The 21,332-nt window shown below is 38.5% G+C and carries 38 protein-coding genes; 3 read left to right on the forward strand and 35 right to left on the reverse strand.

The window, feature by feature from the left end; genetic code table 11:
- Positions 1 to 15 precede the first annotated feature (15 nt).
- The 3 genes from slyD to ACGH49_RS03255 all read left to right on the forward strand — a co-directional run bounded on the left by slyD (position 16) and on the right by ACGH49_RS03255 (position 1,694).
- Positions 16 to 591, forward strand: a complete 576-nt coding sequence (gene slyD, locus ACGH49_RS03245) for a peptidylprolyl isomerase (protein WP_411588227.1) — start codon at positions 16 to 18, stop codon at positions 589 to 591.
- 176 nt (positions 592 to 767) lie between these two features.
- Positions 768 to 1,439: a RadC family protein gene (gene radC / locus ACGH49_RS03250; RefSeq protein WP_065605954.1), complete on the forward strand. Its 672-nt coding sequence runs from the start codon at positions 768 to 770 to the stop codon at positions 1,437 to 1,439.
- A gap of 51 nt (positions 1,440 to 1,490) precedes the next feature.
- A complete protein-coding gene (locus ACGH49_RS03255; RefSeq protein ID WP_411588228.1) occupies positions 1,491 to 1,694 on the forward strand; it encodes a SlyX family protein in 204 nt (67 codons plus the stop codon).
- A 179-nt stretch (positions 1,695 to 1,873) separates the two neighbouring features.
- Here the strand turns inward: ACGH49_RS03255 and rplQ are convergent, their stop codons facing one another.
- The 35 genes from rplQ to iscR all read right to left on the reverse strand — a co-directional run bounded on the left by rplQ (position 1,874) and on the right by iscR (position 21,200).
- Complete coding sequence (rplQ, locus tag ACGH49_RS03260) at positions 1,874 to 2,260, reverse strand: 50S ribosomal protein L17 (protein WP_065589720.1); 387 nt, start codon at positions 2,258 to 2,260, stop codon at positions 1,874 to 1,876.
- A gap of 29 nt (positions 2,261 to 2,289) precedes the next feature.
- Positions 2,290 to 3,279, reverse strand: a complete 990-nt coding sequence (locus tag ACGH49_RS03265; protein WP_034911133.1) for a DNA-directed RNA polymerase subunit alpha — start codon at positions 3,277 to 3,279, stop codon at positions 2,290 to 2,292.
- A 25-nt stretch (positions 3,280 to 3,304) separates the two neighbouring features.
- On the reverse strand, positions 3,305 to 3,925 hold the full coding sequence (gene rpsD, locus ACGH49_RS03270; RefSeq protein WP_034911134.1) for a 30S ribosomal protein S4: 621 nt from the start codon (positions 3,923 to 3,925) through the stop codon (positions 3,305 to 3,307).
- 41 nt (positions 3,926 to 3,966) lie between these two features.
- Positions 3,967 to 4,356 (reverse strand): 30S ribosomal protein S11, encoded by a 390-nt coding sequence (rpsK, locus tag ACGH49_RS03275; RefSeq protein ID WP_025314405.1) that lies wholly within the window; start codon positions 4,354 to 4,356, stop codon positions 3,967 to 3,969.
- A 15-nt stretch (positions 4,357 to 4,371) separates the two neighbouring features.
- Positions 4,372 to 4,728, reverse strand: coding sequence for a 30S ribosomal protein S13 (gene rpsM, locus ACGH49_RS03280; RefSeq protein ID WP_025314404.1), 357 nt, complete (start codon positions 4,726 to 4,728; stop codon positions 4,372 to 4,374).
- A gap of 169 nt (positions 4,729 to 4,897) precedes the next feature.
- Positions 4,898 to 5,011: a 50S ribosomal protein L36 gene (rpmJ, locus tag ACGH49_RS03285; RefSeq protein WP_025314403.1), complete on the reverse strand. Its 114-nt coding sequence runs from the start codon at positions 5,009 to 5,011 to the stop codon at positions 4,898 to 4,900.
- 26 nt (positions 5,012 to 5,037) lie between these two features.
- Positions 5,038 to 6,378, reverse strand: a complete 1,341-nt coding sequence (secY, locus tag ACGH49_RS03290) for a preprotein translocase subunit SecY (protein WP_065605948.1) — start codon at positions 6,376 to 6,378, stop codon at positions 5,038 to 5,040.
- An 8-nt stretch (positions 6,379 to 6,386) separates the two neighbouring features.
- Positions 6,387 to 6,821 (reverse strand): 50S ribosomal protein L15, encoded by a 435-nt coding sequence (gene rplO, locus ACGH49_RS03295; protein WP_065605946.1) that lies wholly within the window; start codon positions 6,819 to 6,821, stop codon positions 6,387 to 6,389.
- Positions 6,822 to 6,826: 5 nt separating this feature from the next.
- On the reverse strand, positions 6,827 to 7,006 hold the full coding sequence (rpmD, locus tag ACGH49_RS03300) for a 50S ribosomal protein L30 (protein ID WP_025314400.1): 180 nt from the start codon (positions 7,004 to 7,006) through the stop codon (positions 6,827 to 6,829).
- A 6-nt stretch (positions 7,007 to 7,012) separates the two neighbouring features.
- The gene (gene rpsE / locus ACGH49_RS03305) at positions 7,013 to 7,513 is read right to left on the reverse strand and encodes a 30S ribosomal protein S5 (RefSeq protein ID WP_034911141.1); all 501 of its coding nucleotides are present in this window, start codon (positions 7,511 to 7,513) and stop codon (positions 7,013 to 7,015) included.
- A 14-nt stretch (positions 7,514 to 7,527) separates the two neighbouring features.
- Positions 7,528 to 7,881 carry a 50S ribosomal protein L18 gene (rplR, locus tag ACGH49_RS03310; protein ID WP_065605944.1) on the reverse strand — a complete coding sequence of 118 codons (354 nt, stop codon included), beginning with the start codon at positions 7,879 to 7,881 and terminating at the stop codon, positions 7,528 to 7,530.
- 9 nt (positions 7,882 to 7,890) lie between these two features.
- Complete coding sequence (gene rplF, locus ACGH49_RS03315) at positions 7,891 to 8,424, reverse strand: 50S ribosomal protein L6 (protein WP_065605942.1); 534 nt, start codon at positions 8,422 to 8,424, stop codon at positions 7,891 to 7,893.
- Between the two features lie 11 nt (positions 8,425 to 8,435).
- Complete coding sequence (gene rpsH / locus ACGH49_RS03320; RefSeq protein WP_034911147.1) at positions 8,436 to 8,828, reverse strand: 30S ribosomal protein S8; 393 nt, start codon at positions 8,826 to 8,828, stop codon at positions 8,436 to 8,438.
- 17 nt (positions 8,829 to 8,845) lie between these two features.
- Positions 8,846 to 9,151: a 30S ribosomal protein S14 gene (gene rpsN, locus ACGH49_RS03325; RefSeq protein WP_025314395.1), complete on the reverse strand. Its 306-nt coding sequence runs from the start codon at positions 9,149 to 9,151 to the stop codon at positions 8,846 to 8,848.
- An 11-nt stretch (positions 9,152 to 9,162) separates the two neighbouring features.
- Positions 9,163 to 9,702 (reverse strand): 50S ribosomal protein L5, encoded by a 540-nt coding sequence (gene rplE, locus ACGH49_RS03330; protein ID WP_025314394.1) that lies wholly within the window; start codon positions 9,700 to 9,702, stop codon positions 9,163 to 9,165.
- Between the two features lie 17 nt (positions 9,703 to 9,719).
- Entirely contained in the window at positions 9,720 to 10,034 is a 315-nt protein-coding gene (gene rplX / locus ACGH49_RS03335) for a 50S ribosomal protein L24 (RefSeq protein WP_065561017.1), read from the reverse strand.
- 10 nt (positions 10,035 to 10,044) lie between these two features.
- Positions 10,045 to 10,416 (reverse strand): 50S ribosomal protein L14, encoded by a 372-nt coding sequence (rplN, locus tag ACGH49_RS03340; protein WP_025314392.1) that lies wholly within the window; start codon positions 10,414 to 10,416, stop codon positions 10,045 to 10,047.
- 196 nt (positions 10,417 to 10,612) lie between these two features.
- Positions 10,613 to 10,873, reverse strand: a complete 261-nt coding sequence (rpsQ, locus tag ACGH49_RS03345; protein WP_034911151.1) for a 30S ribosomal protein S17 — start codon at positions 10,871 to 10,873, stop codon at positions 10,613 to 10,615.
- A gap of 1 nt (position 10,874) precedes the next feature.
- Positions 10,875 to 11,066, reverse strand: coding sequence for a 50S ribosomal protein L29 (rpmC, locus tag ACGH49_RS03350; protein WP_065605940.1), 192 nt, complete (start codon positions 11,064 to 11,066; stop codon positions 10,875 to 10,877).
- Positions 11,067 to 11,477: a 50S ribosomal protein L16 gene (rplP, locus tag ACGH49_RS03355; RefSeq protein WP_034911153.1), complete on the reverse strand. Its 411-nt coding sequence runs from the start codon at positions 11,475 to 11,477 to the stop codon at positions 11,067 to 11,069.
- A gap of 12 nt (positions 11,478 to 11,489) precedes the next feature.
- Complete coding sequence (gene rpsC / locus ACGH49_RS03360; RefSeq protein ID WP_411588229.1) at positions 11,490 to 12,227, reverse strand: 30S ribosomal protein S3; 738 nt, start codon at positions 12,225 to 12,227, stop codon at positions 11,490 to 11,492.
- Positions 12,228 to 12,241: 14 nt separating this feature from the next.
- Entirely contained in the window at positions 12,242 to 12,574 is a 333-nt protein-coding gene (gene rplV / locus ACGH49_RS03365; RefSeq protein WP_034947997.1) for a 50S ribosomal protein L22, read from the reverse strand.
- 13 nt (positions 12,575 to 12,587) lie between these two features.
- Entirely contained in the window at positions 12,588 to 12,866 is a 279-nt protein-coding gene (rpsS, locus tag ACGH49_RS03370) for a 30S ribosomal protein S19 (protein WP_024496505.1), read from the reverse strand.
- A gap of 19 nt (positions 12,867 to 12,885) precedes the next feature.
- The gene (rplB, locus tag ACGH49_RS03375; RefSeq protein ID WP_065561019.1) at positions 12,886 to 13,710 is read right to left on the reverse strand and encodes a 50S ribosomal protein L2; all 825 of its coding nucleotides are present in this window, start codon (positions 13,708 to 13,710) and stop codon (positions 12,886 to 12,888) included.
- 18 nt (positions 13,711 to 13,728) lie between these two features.
- On the reverse strand, positions 13,729 to 14,031 hold the full coding sequence (gene rplW, locus ACGH49_RS03380) for a 50S ribosomal protein L23 (RefSeq protein WP_034885052.1): 303 nt from the start codon (positions 14,029 to 14,031) through the stop codon (positions 13,729 to 13,731).
- Positions 14,028 to 14,630: a 50S ribosomal protein L4 gene (gene rplD, locus ACGH49_RS03385; protein ID WP_034911160.1), complete on the reverse strand. Its 603-nt coding sequence runs from the start codon at positions 14,628 to 14,630 to the stop codon at positions 14,028 to 14,030. The genes rplW and rplD overlap by 4 nt, the downstream gene beginning before the upstream one ends.
- A gap of 16 nt (positions 14,631 to 14,646) precedes the next feature.
- The gene (gene rplC, locus ACGH49_RS03390) at positions 14,647 to 15,273 is read right to left on the reverse strand and encodes a 50S ribosomal protein L3 (protein WP_411588230.1); all 627 of its coding nucleotides are present in this window, start codon (positions 15,271 to 15,273) and stop codon (positions 14,647 to 14,649) included.
- Between the two features lie 31 nt (positions 15,274 to 15,304).
- Positions 15,305 to 15,616 carry a 30S ribosomal protein S10 gene (gene rpsJ / locus ACGH49_RS03395; RefSeq protein ID WP_006120582.1) on the reverse strand — a complete coding sequence of 104 codons (312 nt, stop codon included), beginning with the start codon at positions 15,614 to 15,616 and terminating at the stop codon, positions 15,305 to 15,307.
- A 367-nt stretch (positions 15,617 to 15,983) separates the two neighbouring features.
- The gene (fdx, locus tag ACGH49_RS03400) at positions 15,984 to 16,322 is read right to left on the reverse strand and encodes an ISC system 2Fe-2S type ferredoxin (RefSeq protein WP_065605936.1); all 339 of its coding nucleotides are present in this window, start codon (positions 16,320 to 16,322) and stop codon (positions 15,984 to 15,986) included.
- 14 nt (positions 16,323 to 16,336) lie between these two features.
- Entirely contained in the window at positions 16,337 to 18,196 is a 1,860-nt protein-coding gene (gene hscA, locus ACGH49_RS03405) for a Fe-S protein assembly chaperone HscA (RefSeq protein WP_065605934.1), read from the reverse strand.
- A 36-nt stretch (positions 18,197 to 18,232) separates the two neighbouring features.
- Positions 18,233 to 18,751, reverse strand: coding sequence for a Fe-S protein assembly co-chaperone HscB (gene hscB / locus ACGH49_RS03410; protein WP_296207934.1), 519 nt, complete (start codon positions 18,749 to 18,751; stop codon positions 18,233 to 18,235).
- A gap of 15 nt (positions 18,752 to 18,766) precedes the next feature.
- Positions 18,767 to 19,090, reverse strand: a complete 324-nt coding sequence (iscA, locus tag ACGH49_RS03415; protein WP_065561024.1) for an iron-sulfur cluster assembly protein IscA — start codon at positions 19,088 to 19,090, stop codon at positions 18,767 to 18,769.
- On the reverse strand, positions 19,090 to 19,476 hold the full coding sequence (iscU, locus tag ACGH49_RS03420) for a Fe-S cluster assembly scaffold IscU (protein WP_034911174.1): 387 nt from the start codon (positions 19,474 to 19,476) through the stop codon (positions 19,090 to 19,092). The genes iscA and iscU overlap by 1 nt, the downstream gene beginning before the upstream one ends.
- Before the next feature lie 15 nt (positions 19,477 to 19,491).
- Positions 19,492 to 20,706 carry an IscS subfamily cysteine desulfurase gene (locus ACGH49_RS03425; protein WP_065561025.1) on the reverse strand — a complete coding sequence of 405 codons (1,215 nt, stop codon included), beginning with the start codon at positions 20,704 to 20,706 and terminating at the stop codon, positions 19,492 to 19,494.
- 38 nt (positions 20,707 to 20,744) lie between these two features.
- Positions 20,745 to 21,200, reverse strand: a complete 456-nt coding sequence (gene iscR, locus ACGH49_RS03430; protein WP_065561026.1) for a Fe-S cluster assembly transcriptional regulator IscR — start codon at positions 21,198 to 21,200, stop codon at positions 20,745 to 20,747.
- Positions 21,201 to 21,332: the final 132 nt, after the last annotated feature.

The following is a 21,332-nucleotide window of genomic DNA, read 5'->3' on the forward strand; positions in this document are numbered from 1 at the left end:
TTTGTTGGAGAAAAAATGAAAATAGCAAAAAATACAGTGGTTAGTTTAGCATACCAAGTTCGCACTAAAGACGGTGTTTTAGTTGATGAAGCAACTACGGCAGCGCCATTAGAATATTTACATGGCGCAGGTAACTTGCTACAAGATCTTGAGAACGCATTAGATGGTCACCAAATTGGCGACAAATTTGACGTTGAGCTAATTAATGCTTACGGGGATTTTAATGATGCTCTTGTACAAAATGTTCCTCGTGACGTTTTTGTTGGTGTAGATGAACTTGAAGTTGGTATGCGATTTTTTGCTGATACCGAGCATGGTTCTTTACCCGTTGAAATCACCGCTATCGATGGCGATACCATCACTATTGATGGAAACCATATGTTAGCTGGACAAGATTTACAATTTAACGTTGAAGTATTGGCTATTCGTGAAGCTACTGAAGATGAAATTGCTCACGGGCATATTCATGGTGAGCATGGTCATGATCACGGACTTGGCGGTTGTGGCTGTGGTGGACATTCTCATGAAGACGAAGATGATGAAAACACAGGCTGCTGTGGCGGTGGCCATGGTGGCTGCGGTTGTCACTAATTCTTAATTAATTCAAATTAAATTTTAAAAGTGCTCTATAGCGCTTTTTATTTACTTCTGTTTTGTGTTTTTGCTTAATAAGTTGTGAAACAACTCCCAATATTTTAAATTATCATTTTGCTTTGCTAATTTTTCCTTTAATAATCTCTATTTTACAATTATTGGGATCTGCAACTATGTCTTCACAACCAATAGTATTAATGCCACGTGAGAAGCTTTTAAAATTTGGCGTTGAAGCACTCAGTGATGCAGAATTACTTGCTCTTTTTTTACGCACTGGTACTCGAGATTTGCCTGTTTTGGAACTGTCACAAAAGCTATTAAATGAGTTTGGTTCTTTTTATAATTTAATTAATGCAAGCCATAGTGATTTTTGCAAGAAGAAAGGATTGGGAACAGCTAAATATACACAATTGAAAGCAGTTGTTGAACTTTCTTATAGATATTTAAAAGTTAAAATGACTACCGATAATTTTTTGACATCGTCATCTTTGACACATCACTATTTAGCTAGTCGATTGGCTAATAAAGATCGTGAAGTTTTTATGGTTATTTTTTTAGATAATCAAAATCACGTCATAGCATCAGAAGATATGTTTGTCGGTACCTATAATTGTGTTGAAGTCCACCCAAGAGAAGTTGTTAGGCGAGCATTACAACATAACGCAGCTGCATTGATTCTAGCTCATAATCATCCTTCAGGTGTGGCAGAACCTAGTCAGGCAGATCGTCATCTTACACAAAAAATAGAAGAAGTTTGTGAATTGGTTGATATTCGAGTCATAGATCATATTGTTATAGGTAAAGGTGAATATGTCTCTTTTGCAGAGCATGGATGGATTTCGTAGCTATTTTTACATACAATGTAATTTAATTAACTAATCTATTGAATTTATTTTATGAACCAGCAATTAGAATTACTTGAAACCAAAGTAGCTTTTCAAGATATCACCATCGAAGAACTCAATCAAATGGTAACTAATCTTCAAGCTGATGTTAGCAAATTAAAAGAGCAATTGACGTTATTGTCTCAAAAACTACAAGCAACACAACCTCCAAATATTGCTAATTTATCTGAAGAAATACCACCACCTCACTATTAATTGTATTTATGAGGTAAATAACTGTTGTTAACAATTATTTATTTATTTAATAATTTTGTCTTGATCTCTTTTAGTTTTTAACTAACTTTAACTAAAGTTAGTAATTTGAGTTTTCAAATATAGTAAACATAAAATAAAAAACCGGCATATAGCCGGTTTTAATACACAATGATTTATTATTATTCAGCTGATGCTGCTTCTTCTACTGCAGGACGATCAACTAATTCAATATAAGCCATTGGAGCATTATCTCCATCACGGAAACCACATTTTAAAATACGTACATAACCGCCAGGACGGGTAGCAAAACGTGGACCTAAATCTGAAAATAATTTTTTAACTGTATCTTTATCACGGATACGAGCAAAAGCCAGACGGCGATTAGCTACGCTATCGCTTTTGGCTAGCGTAATTAACGGTTCAACAACACGACGCAACTCTTTTGCTTTAGGCAATGTAGTTTTGATGATTTCATGTTCAACAAGTGAACTTGTCATGTTACGAAACATTGCTTGACGATGGCTGCTATTTCGGTTCAGTTGACGACCACTTTTACGATGGCGCATAACTTTATCCTTCTTATATAAATTTTATCTTAGTCTTCAACAATACTTGCTGGTGGCCAATTCTCAAGACGCATGCCTAAAGATAAACCACGAGACGCGAGCACGTCCTTAATTTCAGTAAGTGATTTCTTACCAAGATTAGGGGTTTTAAGTAACTCAACTTCGGTACGTTGTACTAAATCACCAATATAATGAACTGCTTCTGCTTTTAAGCAATTAGCAGACCGAACAGTTAACTCCAAATCATCTACTGGACGTAAAAGGATTGGATCAAATTCCGGTTTATCTTCTTTAACTTCTGGTTGACGTACATCTCGTAAATCAACGAAAGCTTCAAGTTGTTCAGCCAAAATAGTTGATGCACGACGAATAGATTCTTCTGGATCGATAGTACCATTAGTTTCCATATCGATAACAAGTTTATCTAAATCCGTACGTTGTTCCACACGAGCAGCATCAACAGAATATGCAATGCGCTCTACAGGGCTATAACATGCGTCAACTAACAGACGACCGATTGGTCGTTCTTCATCTTCTGACTTAACGCGAGCAGAAGCAGGGACATAACCACGTCCTCGTTGTACACGAATACGCATACTAATTGAAGCATTGGCATCAGTAAGATGACAAATCACTAAATCAGGATTAACAATTTCAACATCACCATCATGAGTGATATCAGATGCTGTTACTGCACCTATGCCCGATTTATTTAAAGTCAGCATAACATCATCTTTCGTATGTACACGCACTGCTAATTTTTTTAAATTAAGCAGAATATCAAGTACATCTTCTTGAACACCTTCTTTAGTACTGTACTCATGCAGAACACCGTCAATTTCAACTTCGGTTACTGCATATCCCGGCATAGATGATAATAAAATGCGGCGTAGTGCATTACCTAAAGTATGGCCAAAACCACGTTCTAGTGGCTCTAAAGTCACTTTAGCATGTGTTTGGCTATATTGAACAACATCAACTAGGTGAGGTTTTAAAAACTCTGTTACAGAACCCTGCATTATGTCCTCTCTTAAGTGCTAAACTTTACTTAGAGTAAAGTTCGACGATCAAATGTTCGTTGATATCAGCAGATAAATCTGAACGTTCTGGTAAGCGTTTAAATACACCTTCCATTTTGCTAGCATCAACTTCTAACCATGTTGGTTTTTCACGTTGTTCAGCTAACTCTAAAGCGGCTTTAATACGTGCTTGTTTTTTTGATTTTTCGCGAACACTAATCACATCTTCAGGTGAAACTTGATAAGATGCAATATTCACAACACGACCATTAACAAGAACAGCTTTATGACTAACTAATTGACGAGCTTCAGCACGAGTTGCACCAAATCCCATGCGATAAACAACGTTATCTAAGCGACGTTCTAAAAGACCAAGTAGGTTTTCACCAGTATTGCCTTTAATGCGAGCAGCGCTTTTGTAGTAATTACGGAATTGACGTTCTAAAATTCCATAAATACGTCTAACTTTTTGCTTTTCACGTAACTGAACACCATAATCTGATAAACGCGGTTTACGCGCACCATGTTGTCCAGGAGCTTGTTCTAATTTACATTTACTATCAATCGCTCGGACGCCAGATTTAAGGAATAAATCTGTACCTTCACGACGACTTAATTTGAGTTTTGGTCCCAAATATCTTGCCATTTTATTTCTCCAATAATCCTAAACATTCAATGTTTAAAAAATTAAACACGACGTTTCTTTGGTGGACGACAACCGTTATGAGGAATCGGAGTAACATCAGTAATGTTAGTGATGCGATAACCCGCTGCATTTAATGCACGAATTGTTGACTCACGACCAGGACCAGGTCCTTTTACCATAACTTCCAGATTCTTAATTCCGTAATCTTTGACAGCTTCAGCACAACGTTCTGCGGCCACTTGAGCTGCAAAAGGAGTTGATTTACGAGAGCCACGGAAACCAGAACCACCAGCGGTTGCCCAACCTAACGCATTACCTTGACGATCGGTAATAGTTACGATTGTATTGTTGAATGATGCATGAATATGAGCTATACCATCAGAAACTTGCTTTTTTACACGTTTACGTGTACGAACAGGTGTCTTTGCCATTTAATTATACCTCAATTATTTCTTGATTGGCTTACGCGGTCCCTTACGGGTACGAGCGTTAGTCTTTGTGCGTTGACCGCGAACAGGAAGTCCACGACGGTGACGCATTCCACGATAACAACCAAGGTCTAATAAACGCTTGATACTCATAGTTACTTCTCGGCGTAAATCACCTTCAACAGTGAATTTAGCGACTTGTTCACGTAACTTTTCAATCTGATCTTCAGATAGTTCTCTGATCTTAACATGTTCAGGAATACCTGCTTCAGCACAAATTGTCTTAGCGCGAGTATTTCCGATACCATAAATTGCTTGTAAAGCAATTACAGCATGTTGTTGATCAGGAATGTTAATGCCTGCTATACGGGCCACTATGCACTCCTTTATTGTTAATGTTTAGCAAATTCACCATACTGAAAAGCCCGTTTTCAGGATACTCAAACAGTGAATTTACAAATAAATCTAGGCTGGCTATTCTAGCCAGCTTTACTATACTTTGGCAAGAAAAATATGCAAAAGCCCAACCTTCCAGTTAAATAAATTAACCTTGACGTTGTTTGTGTTTACCTTCAACGCAAATAACACGAACGATGCCATTACGTTTAATGATTTTACAATTTCTGCATAATTTCTTGACTGAAGCACGAACTTTCATTTTTTTCTCCGTAACTTCTGGCTAACTTATCGGCCATAGCCTTTAAGGTTCGCTTTCTTTAACACTGACTCATAACGATTTGGCATCATTAAAGTCTGTACTTGTGCCATAAAATCCATGATTACAACAACAACAATTAATAATGATGTTCCACCAAATTGAACTGGAACTTTCATTGCGCTTGTCATAAACATTGGAACCAAACATACAAAAGTAATGTAGATTGCACCAATTAGCGTCAAACGAGTCATTACCTTGTCAATATACTTAGATGTTTGTTCACCTGGACGGATACCTGGAATAAATGCACCAGATTTTTTAAGCTGATCTGCTGTCTCTCTTGGGTTAAAAACCAACGCTGTATAGAAAAAACAAAAGAAGATAATTGCCACCGCAAAAAAGATTATGTATAACGGTTGATCATGGCCAAAATATTGACTAATAAGTACAATAAAATATCTCCATCCTGTACCATCTCCTTGGAACCAAGAAGCCATCATTGATGGTAACATAGCAATTGTAGAGGCAAATATCGCAGGAATAACCCCAGCCATATTAATCTTTAATGGTAAGTGTGTACTTTGTGCTGCATAAACACGACGACCTTGTTGTCGTTGGGCATAGTTAACAACAATTCGTCGCTGACCACGTTCAACAAATACAACAAAATAAGTTACACCAACCACTAATGCAGCAACAACCAATAATAAAATCGGATGCAATGAACCAGAACGAGCTTGTTCAATTGTTTCATAAATAGCATGAGGGAGACTCGCCACGATACCAGCAAAGATAATGATTGAAATACCATTACCTACACCTCGCTCAGTGATCTGCTCACCCAACCACATTAGAAACATAGTGCCAGTAACTAAGCTAACCGATGCGATAAAATAGAAAGAAAATCCTGGATTAATCACTACATTTTCATAATCAGGAATATTAGGTAAACCAGTCGAAATACCAACAGCCTGTATTATTGCTAAAGCAAGTGTGCCATAGCGAGTGTACTGACTAATTTTTTTACGACCAGACTCACCTTCTTTCTTCAATTCAGCTAACTTAGGGCTAATTGCCGTTAATAACTGCACAATAATTGATGCCGAAATATAAGGCATTATCCCTAATGCAAAAATTGAAGCACGGCTTAAAGCACCACCAGAGAACATATTGAACATACCAACAATACCGTTTGACGATGCTTTTGTTAGTAAGTCCGATAAAGCTTTAGTATCAATACCAGGAACCGGAATATAAGAACCGAGACGAAAAACAATAAGCGCTAAAAGCACAAACATTAAGCGTCTTTTAAGCTCACCACTACCGCCTCGTGTACTTTGAAAATCTAATCCTGGTTGCTTTGCCATTTTTCTAATTATTCCTCAATTTTTCCGCCAGCAGCTTCAATTGCAGCTCTAGCACCTTTAGTTACTCGAATACCGCGAACAGTTACTGGTTTAGTTACTTCACCAGATAACATGATTTTTGCATATTCGATATGTGAATTAATCACATTTGCAACTTTTAAGCTATTTAGGTCAACAATATCGCCTTCGACTTTCATTAAATCTGAAAGACGAACTTGAGCTGTAACTTGAGCTTTACGTGAGGTAAAACCAAATTTTGGTAAACGACGATATAAAGGCATTTGACCACCTTCAAAGCCGCGACGAACGCCACCACCTGAACGAGATTTTTGACCTTTAATACCACGAGTACCAGTTTTACCTAATCCTGAACCGATGCCTCGGCCCAGACGTTTTGGTGCATGCTTTGAACCTTCAGCAGGAGATAAAGTATTTAAACGCATTACTATTACTCCTCTACTTTAACCATGTAATAAACTTGGTTTACCATACCACGAATTGCAGGAGTATCCTCACGCTCAACAGTATGACCAATACGACGTAATCCTAGACCTACTAATGTTGCTTTATGCTTCGGTAGACGGCCTATAGAACTACGAGTTTGTGTAATTTTAATTGTTTTTGCCATGGTTAATTACCCCAAAATCTCTTCGACGGTTTTACCACGTTTAGCAGCAACCATTTCTGGTGATTTCATACTTTCTAAGCCATCAATAGTTGCACGAACCACATTAATTGGGTTAGTAGAACCATATGCTTTAGCTAGAACGTTACGAACTCCAGCAACTTCTAAAACTGCACGCATTGCACCACCGGCAATAATACCAGTACCTTCTGATGCTGGTTGCATATAAACACGAGAACCTGTGTGAGCACCTTTAACTGGATGCTGTAAAGTATCGTTATTTAAAGCAACATTGATCATATTGCGACGTGCTTTTTCCATTGCTTTTTGGATTGCTGCTGGCACTTCACGTGCTTTACCATATCCAAAACCTACGCGGCCATTACCGTCACCAACAACTGTTAGTGCAGAAAAACTAAAAATACGACCACCTTTTACGGTTTTAGAAACTCGGTTAACTGCGATTAGTTTTTCCTGCAGTTCACCAGCTTGTTTCTCGATGTTTGACATCTTTAACTCCTACCTTAGAACTGTAGGCCAGCTTCGCGAGCAGCATCTGCTAGCGCCTGAACTCGACCATGATATTGGAAACCTGAACGATCAAAAGAAACTTCTTTGATATCTTTCGCTAACGCACGTTCAGCAATTGCTTTACCAACCACTGCAGCTGCGTCTTTGTTTCCAGTGTATTTTAAACTTTCACTGATAGCTTTTTCTAATGTAGAAGCGGCTGCCAGTACTTCTGATCCGTTTGGTGCGATAATCTGCGCATAAATATGACGCGGAGTGCGGTGAACCACTAAGCGAGTCGCAAGTAGTTCATGCATCTTGCGACGCGCTTTAGTTGCACGACGGATACGAGCTGATTTCTTATCCATAGTGTTACCTTACTTTTTCTTAGCTTCTTTAGTACGCACAACTTCATCTGCGTAACGAACACCTTTACCTTTATAAGGCTCAGGACGACGATAAGCACGGATATCAGCAGATACTTGTCCAATTAATTGCTTATCAGTACTTTTTAGTACGATTTCAGTTTGAGAAGGACATTCAGCTGTTACACCTGCAGGTAATTGATGTTCAATTGGATGTGAATATCCAAGAGATAAACTAATTACATTACCTTTTACTTGTGCACGATAACCGACACCAACTAACTGAAGTTTTTTTGTAAAACCTTCAGTAACACCAATAACCATTGAATTAATCAAAGCACGTGCAGTCCCAGCTTGAGCCCAAGCATCTGCAAAACCATCACGAGGAGCAAATTTAATTTCTCCTTCTTCTTGATTAATCACAACAGCATTATTTATTGTGCGAGATAATTCGCCATTTTTACCTTTAATCGTAATTACCTGACCATTGAGTTTTACCTCTACGCCAGCAGGAACAACGACAGGTGCTTTTGCAACACGAGACATTCTTTTCTCCCTTAAGCTACGTAGCAGATAATTTCACCACCAAGACCTGCTTGGCGTGCTGCACGATCAGTCATAACACCTTTAGAAGTAGAAACAACTGCGATACCTAGTCCAGCCATAACTTTCGGCAATTCATCTTTACGCTTATAAATACGTAAACCTGGACGGCTAACACGTTTGATACTTTCTACAACAGCTTTACCTTGGAAATATTTTAAAGTAATTTCCAGTTCTGGCTTAGTGTCACCAACAACTTTAAAGTCCCCAATATAACCTTCTTCTTTTAGCACATTGGCAATTGCCACTTTTAGCTTAGAGGAAGGCATGGTGACTGCAACTTTATTCGCAGATTGACCATTACGAATACGGGTCAACATATCTGCTATAGGATCTTGCATGCTCATCTATAACACTCCCCTGATTACCAACTTGCCTTTTTAAGACCAGGAATCTCACCACGCATGGCTGACTCACGAACCTTAATACGGCTTAAACCAAACTTACGAAGGACGCCATGAGGACGACCAGTTTGACGACAACGACGACGTTGACGTGATGGACTAGAATCACGAGGAAGCGTTTGCAATTTAAGCACTGCATTCCAACGATCTTCATCTGATGCATTAAGATCAGAGATAATCGCTTTTAATTCTTGACGCTTTGCAAAATATTTTTCTGCTAGCTTTACGCGTTTCTTATCGCGTTCAATCATTGATTGTTTAGCCATTATGCCCTACCTTACTTACGAAATGGGAAGTTAAAGGCAGATAATAAAGCTCGGCCTTCTTCATCTGATTGTGCAGTAGTGGTGATAGTAATATCTAAACCACGAACACGATCAACTTTGTCATAATCGATTTCAGGGAAAACGATTTGCTCACGAACACCCATGCTATAGTTGCCACGACCATCAAAAGATTTTGCGCTTAAACCACGAAAATCTCGAGTCCGAGGAAGAGCAATATAAACTAGACGTTCAAAAAATTCCCACATACGTTCGCCACGTAAAGTGACTTTACAACCAATAGGATACCCTTGACGGATTTTAAAACCAGCAACTGATTTGCGTGCTTTAGTGACTAGTGGTTTTTGACCACTGATTGCTGCTAAATCTGCAACAGCATTATCTAATAATTTCTTATCAGTAATTGCTTCACCCACACCCATATTCAAGGTGATCTTTTCGATCCGAGGGACTTGCATGACAGATTTGTAGCCAAACTGTTCTTGCAGTTTATTTACTACCTGTGCTTTGTAGTAATCATGCAGTTTCGCCATCGTACACTCCAAATTACTTAATTGATTAATTCATTAGTAGACTTATAAAAACGGACTTTTTTACCGTCTTCAATACGAAAGCCTACGCGGTCTGCTTTGCCAGTAGCAGGATTGAAAATTGCCACATTAGAAACATTGATAGCTGCTTCTTTTTCAACAATTCCACCTTCTTGATTTAATGCAGGCACTGGTTTTTGATGTTTTTTCACCAAATTGATACCTTCAACAATCACTTTGCCTGTAGACAAAACACTCTTTACTTTACCGCGTTTACCTTTATCTTTACCTGTTAACACGATAACTTCATCTTCTCGACGGATTTTCGCTGCCATTACCCGCTCCTTACAGTACTTCTGGTGCTAATGAAATGATCTTCATAAACTTCTCAGAGCGAAGTTCACGAGTGACCGGTCCAAAAATACGCGTACCAATCGGTTGCTCACTGTTATTATTTAAAATAACACAAGCGTTACGATCGAAACGAATGACAGATCCATCAGGGCGACGAACACCTTTTCTAGTTCGCACAACAACAGCTTTAAGTACATCACCTTTTTTGACTTTACCACGTGGAATTGCTTCTTTAATGGTAACTTTGATGATATCGCCTACTGCTGCATAACGACGGTGCGATCCACCGAGAACCTTGATACACATTACGCTACGTGCGCCAGAGTTATCGGCAACATCTAGCCTAGTCTGTTCTTGGATCATTTTAATGCTCCGTATAAATTAATTATTGTCTAATCTACCTTCATCCACCTCAACTACCATGGATAAGAATAGACAACCAAAAACCCACTTACGTGAGTGGCGTATAGTATAACACCACTCAAATAAAATGGATAGCATATAATAAACGACCGTTGAGCCGTTTATTATATTATGCACATTTTTTAATCAAAAAAGATTAAATAACTGCTTTTTCAACGATTCGAACAAGAGTCCAAGATTTAGTTTTTGATAATGGACGACACTCTTTAATTTCAACAGTATCACCAATACCACACTCGTTGTTTTCATCATGTACATGCAATTTAGTCGTACGTTTAATGAATTTACCATATAACGGATGCTTCACTTTACGTTCAATAGCTACAGTAATAGATTTATCCATTTTGTCGCTAATAACACGACCTTGCTGAGTACGAATTTTTACTTCAGTAGTCATATTACGCACCCGCCTTTTCAGTTAATAATGTTTTAACTCGTGCAATATTACGACGCACTTGGTTTAACATATGAGTCTGTGTTAACTGACCTCCAACTAATTGCATACGTAAGTTAAATTGCTCACGTAATAAATTAAGAAGTTCAGTATTTAACTCTTCAACGCTTTTTTCGCGTAGCTCTTTTGCTTTCATTTACATCACCGTCTTAATCACAAAGGTGGTTTTAATTGGCAGTTTTGCAGCTGCCAACGCAAATGCTTCACGAGCAACTTCTTCCGGTACACCGTCCATTTCATAAAGGACTTTACCTGGTTGAATCTGAGCAACCCAGTATTCAACGTTACCCTTACCTTTACCCATACGCACTGCAAGTGGTTTTTCAGTAATCGGTTTATCAGGAAAAACTCGAATCCAGATTTTACCTTGACGCTTAACTGCACGAGTCATTGCACGACGTGCTGCTTCGATCTGGCGCGCAGTCAAACGACCACGACCTACAGCCTTAAGACCGAATGTACCGAAACTAACATCAGTACTTACAGCAAGACCACGATTGCGGCCCTTGTGCACTTTACGGAATTTTGTACGCTTTGGTTGTAACATCAGCGACGCTCCTTATTGTTTTCGGCCTTTTCGCTGCTTTTTCGGTTGAGCAGCAGGTTGTTTTTCTGCTTGTTCAACGGCAGCCATACCACCAAGGATCTCACCTTTGAAGATCCACACTTTAACACCAATAATACCATAGGTAGTTAATGCTTCAGATAAACCATAGTCAATATCAGCTCGTAATGTATGTAAAGGTACACGACCTTCACGATACCATTCGCTACGAGCAATTTCAGCACCGCCTAAACGACCACTTACTTCGACTTTGATACCTTTAGCACCCGCCTTCATTGCATTTTGAACCGCACGTTTCATAGCACGACGGAACATAACACGGCGTTCTAACTGAGAAGTAATGCTATCAGCAACTAATTTAGCATCAAGTTCTGGTTTACGAACTTCAGCAATATTAATTTGTACTGCAACATCACGTTTTTCTCTTTTGTCTTTATATTTATTGACAATAGAAGCTACGGCATTACGTAATTTTTCAACGTCCTCGCCTTTTTTACCAATCACGATACCCGGACGAGCAGTGTGAATAGTAATACGAACGTTAGTTTCTGCTGAACGGTCGATCACAATCTTAGAGATTGACGCTTGAGATAATTCTTTATTTAAGAATTGACGCACTCTAAAATCACTTTCTAAATTATCAGCGAATGTCTTTGTACCCGAATACCATGTAGATGTCCAAGGCTTGACAATGCCTAATCGGATACCATTTGGATTTACTTTTTGACCCATTGCTATTCTCCAGCCTAGCGATCTGAAACGATCACGGTGATGTGACTCGTACGCTTCAAAATTCGATCTGCACGACCTTTCGCACGAGGCATAATACGCTTCATGGTTGGGCCTTCATCTACGAAAATCTTCGCAACTTTTAGATCATCAATATCAGCACCATCGTTATGCTCTGCATTAGCAATAGCAGACTCTAGTACTTTTTTAACAAGTACAGCCGCTTTTTTATTGGTGTACGTTAAAATATCTAGTGCCTGAGACACATTCTTACCGCGAACAAGATCTGCAACTAAGCGAACTTTTTGTGCAGAAGAACGAGCGTGGCGGTACTTTGCAATTGTTTCCATCTCTTTCTCCTACTTATTTCTTCTTAGCTTTCTTATCAGCCGCGTGGCCGCGATAAGTACGAGTCGGCGCGAATTCACCCAATTTATGACCAACCATTTCGTCGGAAACATAAACTGGAACGTGCTGACGACCATTATGGACAGCGATGGTCAAACCGATCATGTTAGGAAAGATCGTTGAACGACGGGACCAAGTACGAATTGGTTTCTTGTCCCCGCTTTCCACCGCTTTCTCTACCTTCTTCAGCAAGTGTAGGTCAATAAAAGGACCCTTCTTGAGAGAACGTGGCATAGCTAATCCTCTATATTAATTATTTCTTATTGCGACGGCGAACAATATACTTATCAGTACGTTTGTTGCTACGCGTTTTCAATCCTTTGGCTTTTTGACCCCATGGAGACACAGGATGTTTACCAAAGTTACGACCTTCACCACCACCATGTGGATGGTCTACCGGGTTCATTGCTGTACCACGAACAGTAGGACGAACACCACGCCAACGCGTTGCACCCGCTTTACCTAATACGCGAAGCATATGCTCTGAATTACCAACTTCACCAATAGTGGCACGACAATCAGATAATACTTTACGCATTTCACCTGAACGTAGACGTAATGTTACATAAGCACCATCACGCGCAACGATTTGAACATAACTACCAGCAGAGCGAGCAAGCTGTCCGCCTTTACCTGGTTTCATTTCAATATTATGCACGGTAGAACCGACTGGAATATTGCGCATTGGTAAACAGTTACCTGTTTTAATTGCTGCATCAACACCAGATTGGATCTGATCACCTGCTTTTAAGCCTTTAGGCGCTAAAATATAACGGCGTTCACCGTCTTTATATAAAACCAATGCAATATTTGCACTACGGTTTGGATCATATTCCAAACGTTCAACAACTGCTGGAATACCATCTTTATTACGCTTAAAGTCGACAATACGATAATGTTGTTTATGACCACCACCAATATGACGGGTAGTGATACGACCATTATTATTGCGACCACCAGTTTTGCTTTTTGAATCAAGCAACGGTGCATAAGGTTTACCTTTATGCAACTCTGGGTTAACCACTTTAACAACGTGGCGACGACCCGGAGATGTAGGTTTACACTTAACAACTGCCATTGTTCTTACTCCTCCGAATTACTCAGCGACGCCAGCAAGGTCTAAATTTTGACCTTCTGCTAAAGTAACGTAAGCTTTTTTCCAGTCGCTACGGCGACCGATTTGTTGACCACGACGTTTAACTTTACCTTTAACAACAAGTGTATTAACGTCATCTACTTTAACTTCAAATAGTTGTTCAACTGCGGCTTTAATCTCTCTCTTAGTAGCATCTTTAGCAACTTTCAATACTAATGTATTTGTTTTTTCCATTGAAATAGATGCTTTTTCAGAAACATGTGGTGCTCGCAGGACTTTAAGCAGACGCTCTTCACGAATCATGCTAACATCTCCTCTACTTGTTTAACGGCATCAACTGTGATAACCACTTTGTCAAATGCAATCAAACTAACTGGATCAATACCTGCCACATCACGCACATCAACTTTATGTAAGTTACGTGCTGCTAAGAAAAGATTTTCATCAACTTCAGAAGCGATAATAAGAACATCATTAAGATTCATATCGTTTAATTTCTGAGTTAATAATTTAGTCTTAGGTGCTTCAACAGTAAATGTTTCAACCACAACTAAACGTTCTTGACGCACTAATTCAGAGAAAATACTCTTTAATGCACCACGATACATTTTACGGTTAACTTTTTGGCTATGATCTTGTGGTTTTGCTGCAAATGTTACACCACCACTGCGCCAGATTGGGCTCTTAATTGAACCTGAACGAGCACGACCGGTACCTTTTTGACGCCATGGTTTTTTACCTGAACCAGCGATTTCTGCACGAGTTTTTTGTGCGCGAGAACCTTGACGAGCAGCAGATGCATAAGCAACAACTACTTGATGAACTAACGCTTCATTAAACTCACGTCCGAAGGTAGTTTCGGAAACAGAAAGCGCTTTCGCGTCTTTTACTACTAATTCCATCTCTATCTCCTCGACGTTAAGCCTTGATTGCCGGTTTAACAATTACGTCACTATTGATTGCGCCAGGAACTGCACCTTTAATTAATAAAAGATTACGTTCAACATCAACACGTACAATATCTAAGTTTTGAACAGTTACACGTTCATTACCTAGGTGACCTGCCATTTTACGACCTTTAAACACTTTACCCGGAGTTTGGTTTTGACCAATAGAACCATGACCACGGTGTGCCAAAGAGTTACCATGAGTAGCATCTTGAGTACGGAAATTCCAACGTTTAGTAACGCCAGCAAAACCTTTACCTTTAGATGTTCCAGTAACATCAACTTTCTTAACGTCAGCGAAGATATCAACGTTAATACTTTGACCTACAGAAAATTCGCCTTCTTCAAAACGGAATTCCCATAGACCACGACCAGCTTCAACGCCAGCCTTAGCGAAATGACCTGCTTCAGGTTTGTTTACGCGGCTTGCTTTTTTGCTGCCAGTAGTAACCTGAATAGCTTGATAACCATCATTCTCAAGTGTTTTAACTTGAGTAATGCGGTTGCTTTGAACTTCAACTACGGTGACAGGAATAGAAACACCATCTTCAGTGAAGATACGCGTCATTCCTACTTTACGACCGATTAAACCAATCATTGTTTCGACCTCTCAATCATTCAGCTTAGGATTAACCTAAACTGATCTGCACATCAACACCGGCAGCAAGGTCTAGACGCATTAAAGCATCAACTGTTTTTTCAGTTGGCTCAACAATATCAACTAGACGCTTATGAGTGCGAATCTCGTACTGATCACGCGCATCTTTATTTACGTGTGGAGAAATCAATACAGTGAAACGCTCTTTGCGTGTCGGTAATGGAATAGGACCACGAACTTGCGCACCTGTGCGCTTCGCAGTTTCTACAATTTCAGCAGTTGATTGATCAATCAAACGATGATCAAACGCTTTTAACCGGATACGGATTCTTTGGTTCGACATGAGACCAGAGCTCCATTATTTAAAAGTTATAACAAAAGACTACTCCTCTTACCCTGTTTCGATTGACAGGAGAGTGTAATCCGTTCTTTTTCGTAACCCCCAAATCGGGAGTATTGTTGATATAATTAGCTATTTTTTATATAGCAATTATATCTTTTTCTCATTTGCTTACATAAAGGCAATAAACAAAGTGAGCCGATTATACTCTGTTAGTTAACTAACGGCAAGAAATAAATACAGATATTTGGGTTTAAAGATGGGAAGCTTTTTCTGGTTATTAATTTACAATTACCAAATTTCAATCAAATAACCAGATTTAATGTTATTTTTATATTAACCCATAATGGATAATCATTATGATAACTTACTAATGATCTTCTTTGGCATGATTAAGGCTATATCTTGGGATTTCGACCTCTAAATCTTCATTCGTGACACGAGCTTGACAGCTTAAACGACTATGCGGTTCAACTCCCCAGGCTTTATCTAACATATCATCTTCTTGCTCATCGCTTGCTTCAAGCGAATCAAATCCCTTACGCACAATACAGTGGCATGTTGAACAAGCACATGACATTTCACAAGCATGCTCGATTTCAATATCATTGCGCAATGCCACTTCTAAAATGGATTCGCCTTCTTGGGCATCAACAGTTTTTCCATCTGGACAAAGCTCCGCATTCGGTAAAAAAGTAATTTTTGGCATAGTAATCTCGTTAGTTAAATATCATCAACGTTATGGCCAGTTAACGCATGTCGAATTGACCTATCCATTCGCTTAGCTGCAAAATTTTGTGTTACTTTATCAACAATTTTAATTTGTTTTTCAATTGCATAACTGTCATTTGACTCACTTACAGCTTGTAATTGATGCTTAGCAATTAAAATATGGTTTAGTTCACTTTCATCTAATAAGTCAGCATCTTTATCTAAAGCACTTTGCAAGCTTTCAAGCACTCTGGCTGCCTCAACTTTTTGTTCAGCAAGTATTCGAATCTGTTTATCTTGCTGTGCGTAACTGATTGAATCTTGAATCATATCGGCAATTTCATTATCAGTCAGTCCATATGAAGGTTTTACTTGGATAGCAGCTTCAATACCCGTTGATTTTTCCATTGCTGTTACACTTAATAAACCATCAGCATCAACTTGGAAAGTCACCCTAATGTGCGCACCACCGGCAGGCATTGCTGGAATACCTTGCAGAGTAAAACGAGCCAAAGATCGACAATCAGCAACACTTTCACGTTCTCCTTGTAAAACATGAACCATCATCGCGGTTTGACCATCTTTAAAAGTTGTAAACTCTTGAGCTCTTGCACACGGAATTGTACTATTACGTGGAATAATTTTTTCGACCAATTCACCCATGATCTCAATGCCTAACGACAATGGGATCACATCAAGCAATAACATATCTGAATCGGGTTTATTGCCAACCAAAATATCGGCCTGAATAGCTGCACCAATAGCAACTACTTTATCAGGATCGATAGATATCAAGGGATTAGTTTTAAAATAATTCCCTACTAATTCTCGCACTAATGGCACACGAGTAGAGCCGCCAACCATAACAACTTCAACTACTTCATCCATATTAATCTCGGCATCTTTTAATGCACGGCGACAAACAGCTAAAGTGCGTTTAACCAATGGCTCAATTAATTGTTGAAATTGCTGGCGAGTAATAGTCAAAGATTGATTATCCAGAGAAAATACAGCTAAATCTTGCTCACTTAATAAAATCTTTATTTCGGTAGCTTGGCTACTGATTTTTTGATTAATATAAGGATCTATATTATTAGTTAATCCTAATTTCTCTTTTATATGGTCAACAAGTAGCCGATCAAAATCATCACCACCAAGAGCTGAGTCACCGCTAGTTGCTAGAACCTCAAAAACACCTTTATTTAAGCGTAAAATAGAAATATCAAAAGTACCGCCACCTAAATCATAAACAGCGATTATACCTTCCTTCCCTGAATCTAAACCGTACGCAATCGCAGCGGCTGTAGGTTCATTAAGTAGGCGCAATACATGCAAACCAGCTAATTTGGCAGCATCTTTTGTTGCTTGCCGTTGTGCATCATCAAAATAAGCTGGCACAGTAATAACCACACCATCAATTTCACCTTGTAAACTCTCTTTTGCTCGCTCAGCTAACGCTGTCAAAATTTCTGATGAAACTTGTATTGGATTTACTTGCTCATTAGGCAAATTTAATAAAGGAACACCATTTTCAGTTTGTGAAAAAGTATAAGGAAATTGTGATAAATCTATATCAGATAAACTTCGCCCCATTAATCTCTTAATAGAGCTAACTGTATTTTGCGGATCATTTACAGCATTATCTTTGGCATTTTTTCCAATCGTGATAACAAAGTTATCATCATGATCGATGCCATAATGCACAACGGATGGCAATAGCGGATTACCTTCTAAATCAGGCAATACCTCTGCTTGTCCACTTCGTACCGTTGCTACTAATGAATTAGTTGTACCAAGATCAATTCCTACAGCAAGGCGGCGCTGATGTGGTAGTGGAGTTTGTCCTGGTTCGCTGATCTGTAATAATACCATTTAATCTATCTCTATCGATATGTTACTTATCTTAAATTATAAATCAAATTGCTTTTCTTGTAACTTTTCGATTTGTTCAATCAATCTGGCAAGATAGCGAATTTTATAGATCTGATTAAGTGCTTTTGACCAATCTTGATTAGTAATAAATTGTAATAATTCGTTATAAACTATCTTTTGACAAGCAACAATCTCAGCATAAAAATCATCTAATAATTCAAAATTATCTTTACGTTCGATATCATCAAGTCTTTCACGTAAAACAAATTGCTCCATTAAAAAATCAGTATCATGAATAATACTTTGTTCAGTTGCTACGTCAAAACCTTGTAGAGATAAAAAATACTCAGCGGCTTTAATTGGATTTTTTAACGTATCATAACCATCATTAATGATTGCTGACTTTTGAACAATTGCCACTTTATCAATATCGTTTCCAACAGCAAAATTATCTGGATGATATTGCTTTTGCAATTGCTGATAATGAGTTGTTAGTTGAGCGACATCCACCGGCAATTGAGCTGGCAAACTAAATAGCTCGAAGTAATTAACCATAATTATTGTGCCCGATTACACATTAAAGCTTTCGCCACAGCCACATTCGTGCTTCGTATTAGGATTATTAAACTTGAAACCTTCATTTAATCCTTCTTTAACAAAATCAAGTTCAGTACCATCAATATAAACTAAGCTTTTTTTATCCACGATAACTTTGACATGTTTATCTTCAAAGACACTATCATCATCATTAATCACATCGGCAAACTCTAAAACATAAGCCATACCAGAACAACCAGATGTTTTAACACCTAATCGTAACCCAACACCCTTTCCGCGATTAGCCAAAAAAGCTTGAACACGATCAGCTGCGCTATTAGTCAATGTGATTGCCATTAACGTTGTCCTTTTTTGGTTTTGTAGTCATCAATAGCAGCTTTAATTGCATCTTCCGCTAGAATTGAACAGTGAATTTTAACCGGAGGTAAAGCAAGTTCTTTAGCAATATCCGTATTTTTGATAGCTTCTGCTTCGTCTAATGATTTACCTTTTATCCATTCTGTAACCAAAGAACTTGATGCAATTGCACTACCACAACCATAAGTTTTAAACTTAGCATCTTCAATAATACCGTTGTCATTCACTTTGATTTGTAGACGCATCACATCACCACACGCTGGTGCGCCAACCATACCACTACCAACATTAGGATCATTTTGATCAAACGAACCAACATTACGTGGGTTTTCGTAATGATCAACAACTTTTTCACTATATGCCATAATTTACTCCCAATTTTAATGTGCTGACCATTTAATCTTTGTTAAATCAACGCCATCTTTAAACATTTCCCAAAGAGGCGATAAATCCCTTAATTTCCCAATAGATTCTCTGATTAATTTAATGACATAATCAATTTCTTCTTCTGTGGTAAAACGACCAATAGAAAATCGAATTGAACTATGAGCCAGCTCATCATTAAGCCCTAATGCTCGTAATACATAAGACGGCTCTAAACTCGCAGATGTGCATGCAGAACCAGAGGAAACAGCTAAATCTTTTAAAGCCATCATCAACGATTCGCCTTCAATGTAAGCAAAACTCACATTTAAGATATTTGGCACACTGTGCTCCAAAGAACCATTTAAATAAACCTCTTCAATGTCTTTTAAACCATCCCATAAACGATTTTTTAAAGCCAATAAACGAGGCATTTCAGTAACCATCTCTTGTTTAGCTATATGATACGCTTCACCCATGCCCACAATTTGATGCACAGGTAAAGTACCAGAGCGCATGCCTCGTTCATGACCACCGCCATGTATTTGAGCTTCAATACGAACACGCGGTTTACGCCTTACATAAAGCCCACCAATACCTTTTGGTCCATAAATTTTATGACCAGAAAATGACATTAAATCAACTTTTAAGTTAGCTACATCAATTGGTAATTTACCAACAGACTGGGTTGCATCAACATGAAAAACAATACCTCTTTCACGGCACATCTCACCAATTTTTTCGATGTCTTGTATTACACCCGTTTCATTGTTGACATGCATAATTGATACAACGGTTGTATCACTACGCATAGCCGTTGCAAGTTTATCAAGATCAAGGATCCCATCGGATTCTGGCGTTAAATAAGTTACTTCATAACCTTCTCGCTCAAGTTGGCGACAAGTATCAAGCACAGCCTTGTGCTCAGTTTTACAAGTAATAATGTGCTTACCTTTGGCTTGATTAAAATGAGCGGCACCTTTAATTGCTAAATTATCAGCTTCAGTTGCCCCTGACGTAAAGACAATTTCGCGTGAATCAGCACCAATAAGATCGGCAATTTGATTACGGGCAATATCAACGGCTTCTTCAGCTTGCCAGCCAAATTTATGGGAACGAGATGCTGGATTACCAAATATACCGTCTGGTGTTAAATACTGCATCATTTTTTCAGCAACTCTAGGATCTACAGGCGTTGTCGCTGCATAATCCATATAAATAGGTAGTTTCATTAATTACTCCCAATGAAAAATTCTGTATTCTATTTTTATTAATTAATTTGAACGTGATGTATATTACTTTGTCGACTAGCAACAGCTTTAACTTCTTTATTATTGACCAATTCACTCAATGTAATGCTAGTTAAAAAATCCTCAATTCGTTCACTTAAATCATTCCACAGTGTATGGGTTAAGCACCTAACACCACCTTGGCATCCATCTTGCCCGTGGCATTTTGTCGCATGTACTGTTTCATCGACCGCTTTAACAATTGAACTAATAGCAATTTGATCCATAGAACGACTCAGTATATAACCGCCACCAGGGCCTCTAACACTGCGCACCAAACCATTTTTTCGTAACCGAGCAAACAATTGTTCAAGATAAGAAAGTGAAATTTCTTGACGTTCTGAAATATCAGCTAGTGATACCGGTCCTGAATCTGCATGTAAAGCAACATCAAGCATTGCTGTCACCGCGTATCGCCCTTTTGATGTCAGTTTCATTGAGCATTCCTTTATATGTGTGTATGCTTATTGTATATATCCTTTCTATTTAGTCAAGTATTTAGTTGAGTATTTTAGTAGGAATTAAGTTATGGCTCTTATCGACGAATCATAGCTTAATATGCTAATCTA

The organism is Gilliamella sp. BG7 (assembly GCF_046635565.1).
Taxonomy (GTDB): domain Bacteria; phylum Pseudomonadota; class Gammaproteobacteria; order Enterobacterales; family Orbaceae; genus Gilliamella; species Gilliamella apicola_P.

Bases quoted from the DNA above. Each gene is read 5' to 3' on its own strand.
- slyD (WP_411588227.1), top strand. From the start codon at position 16: ATGAAAATAGCAAAAAATACAGTGGTTAGTTTAGCATACCAAGTTCGC.
- radC (WP_065605954.1), top strand. From the start codon at position 768: ATGTCTTCACAACCAATAGTATTAATGCCACGTGAGAAGCTTTTAAAA.
- ACGH49_RS03255 (WP_411588228.1), top strand. From the start codon at position 1,491: ATGAACCAGCAATTAGAATTACTTGAAACCAAAGTAGCTTTTCAAGAT.
- rplQ (WP_065589720.1), bottom strand. From the start codon at position 2,260: ATGCGCCATCGTAAAAGTGGTCGTCAACTGAACCGAAATAGCAGCCAT.
- ACGH49_RS03265 (WP_034911133.1), bottom strand. From the start codon at position 3,279: ATGCAGGGTTCTGTAACAGAGTTTTTAAAACCTCACCTAGTTGATGTT.
- rpsD (WP_034911134.1), bottom strand. From the start codon at position 3,925: ATGGCAAGATATTTGGGACCAAAACTCAAATTAAGTCGTCGTGAAGGT.
- rpsK (WP_025314405.1), bottom strand. From the start codon at position 4,356: ATGGCAAAGACACCTGTTCGTACACGTAAACGTGTAAAAAAGCAAGTT.
- rpmJ (WP_025314403.1), bottom strand. From the start codon at position 5,011: ATGAAAGTTCGTGCTTCAGTCAAGAAATTATGCAGAAATTGTAAAATC.
- secY (WP_065605948.1), bottom strand. From the start codon at position 6,378: ATGGCAAAGCAACCAGGATTAGATTTTCAAAGTACACGAGGCGGTAGT.
- rplO (WP_065605946.1), bottom strand. From the start codon at position 6,821: ATGCGTTTAAATACTTTATCTCCTGCTGAAGGTTCAAAGCATGCACCA.
- rpmD (WP_025314400.1), bottom strand. From the start codon at position 7,006: ATGGCAAAAACAATTAAAATTACACAAACTCGTAGTTCTATAGGCCGT.
- rpsE (WP_034911141.1), bottom strand. From the start codon at position 7,513: ATGTCAAACATCGAGAAACAAGCTGGTGAACTGCAGGAAAAACTAATC.
- rplR (WP_065605944.1), bottom strand. From the start codon at position 7,881: ATGGATAAGAAATCAGCTCGTATCCGTCGTGCAACTAAAGCGCGTCGC.
- rplF (WP_065605942.1), bottom strand. From the start codon at position 8,424: ATGTCTCGTGTTGCAAAAGCACCTGTCGTTGTTCCTGCTGGCGTAGAG.
- rpsH (WP_034911147.1), bottom strand. From the start codon at position 8,828: ATGAGCATGCAAGATCCTATAGCAGATATGTTGACCCGTATTCGTAAT.
- rpsN (WP_025314395.1), bottom strand. From the start codon at position 9,151: ATGGCTAAACAATCAATGATTGAACGCGATAAGAAACGCGTAAAGCTA.
- rplE (WP_025314394.1), bottom strand. From the start codon at position 9,702: ATGGCGAAACTGCATGATTACTACAAAGCACAGGTAGTAAATAAACTG.
- rplX (WP_065561017.1), bottom strand. From the start codon at position 10,034: ATGGCAGCGAAAATCCGTCGAGAAGATGAAGTTATCGTGTTAACAGGT.
- rplN (WP_025314392.1), bottom strand. From the start codon at position 10,416: ATGATCCAAGAACAGACTAGGCTAGATGTTGCCGATAACTCTGGCGCA.
- rpsQ (WP_034911151.1), bottom strand. From the start codon at position 10,873: ATGACTACTGAAGTAAAAATTCGTACTCAGCAAGGTCGTGTTATTAGC.
- rpmC (WP_065605940.1), bottom strand. From the start codon at position 11,066: ATGAAAGCAAAAGAGCTACGCGAAAAAAGCGTTGAAGAGTTAAATACT.
- rplP (WP_034911153.1), bottom strand. From the start codon at position 11,477: ATGTTACAACCAAAGCGTACAAAATTCCGTAAAGTGCACAAGGGCCGC.
- rpsC (WP_411588229.1), bottom strand. From the start codon at position 12,227: ATGGGTCAAAAAGTAAATCCAAATGGTATCCGATTAGGCATTGTCAAG.
- rplV (WP_034947997.1), bottom strand. From the start codon at position 12,574: ATGGAAACAATTGCAAAGTACCGCCACGCTCGTTCTTCTGCACAAAAA.
- rpsS (WP_024496505.1), bottom strand. From the start codon at position 12,866: ATGCCACGTTCTCTCAAGAAGGGTCCTTTTATTGACCTACACTTGCTG.
- rplB (WP_065561019.1), bottom strand. From the start codon at position 13,710: ATGGCAGTTGTTAAGTGTAAACCTACATCTCCGGGTCGTCGCCACGTT.
- rplW (WP_034885052.1), bottom strand. From the start codon at position 14,031: ATGATTCGTGAAGAGCGTCTGCTTAAAGTCCTGCGAGCACCACATGTT.
- rplD (WP_034911160.1), bottom strand. From the start codon at position 14,630: ATGGAATTAGTAGTAAAAGACGCGAAAGCGCTTTCTGTTTCCGAAACT.
- rplC (WP_411588230.1), bottom strand. From the start codon at position 15,273: ATGATTGGTTTAATCGGTCGTAAAGTAGGAATGACGCGTATCTTCACT.
- rpsJ (WP_006120582.1), bottom strand. From the start codon at position 15,616: ATGTCGAACCAAAGAATCCGTATCCGGTTAAAAGCGTTTGATCATCGT.
- fdx (WP_065605936.1), bottom strand. From the start codon at position 16,322: ATGCCAAAAATTACTTTTTTACCGAATGCGGAGCTTTGTCCAGATGGA.
- hscA (WP_065605934.1), bottom strand. From the start codon at position 18,196: ATGGTATTATTACAGATCAGCGAACCAGGACAAACTCCACTACCACAT.
- hscB (WP_296207934.1), bottom strand. From the start codon at position 18,751: ATGGTTAATTACTTCGAGCTATTTAGTTTGCCAGCTCAATTGCCGGTG.
- iscA (WP_065561024.1), bottom strand. From the start codon at position 19,090: ATGGCAATCACATTGACTAATAGCGCAGCTGATCGTGTTCAAGCTTTT.
- iscU (WP_034911174.1), bottom strand. From the start codon at position 19,476: ATGGCATATAGTGAAAAAGTTGTTGATCATTACGAAAACCCACGTAAT.
- ACGH49_RS03425 (WP_065561025.1), bottom strand. From the start codon at position 20,706: ATGAAACTACCTATTTATATGGATTATGCAGCGACAACGCCTGTAGAT.
- iscR (WP_065561026.1), bottom strand. From the start codon at position 21,200: ATGAAACTGACATCAAAAGGGCGATACGCGGTGACAGCAATGCTTGAT.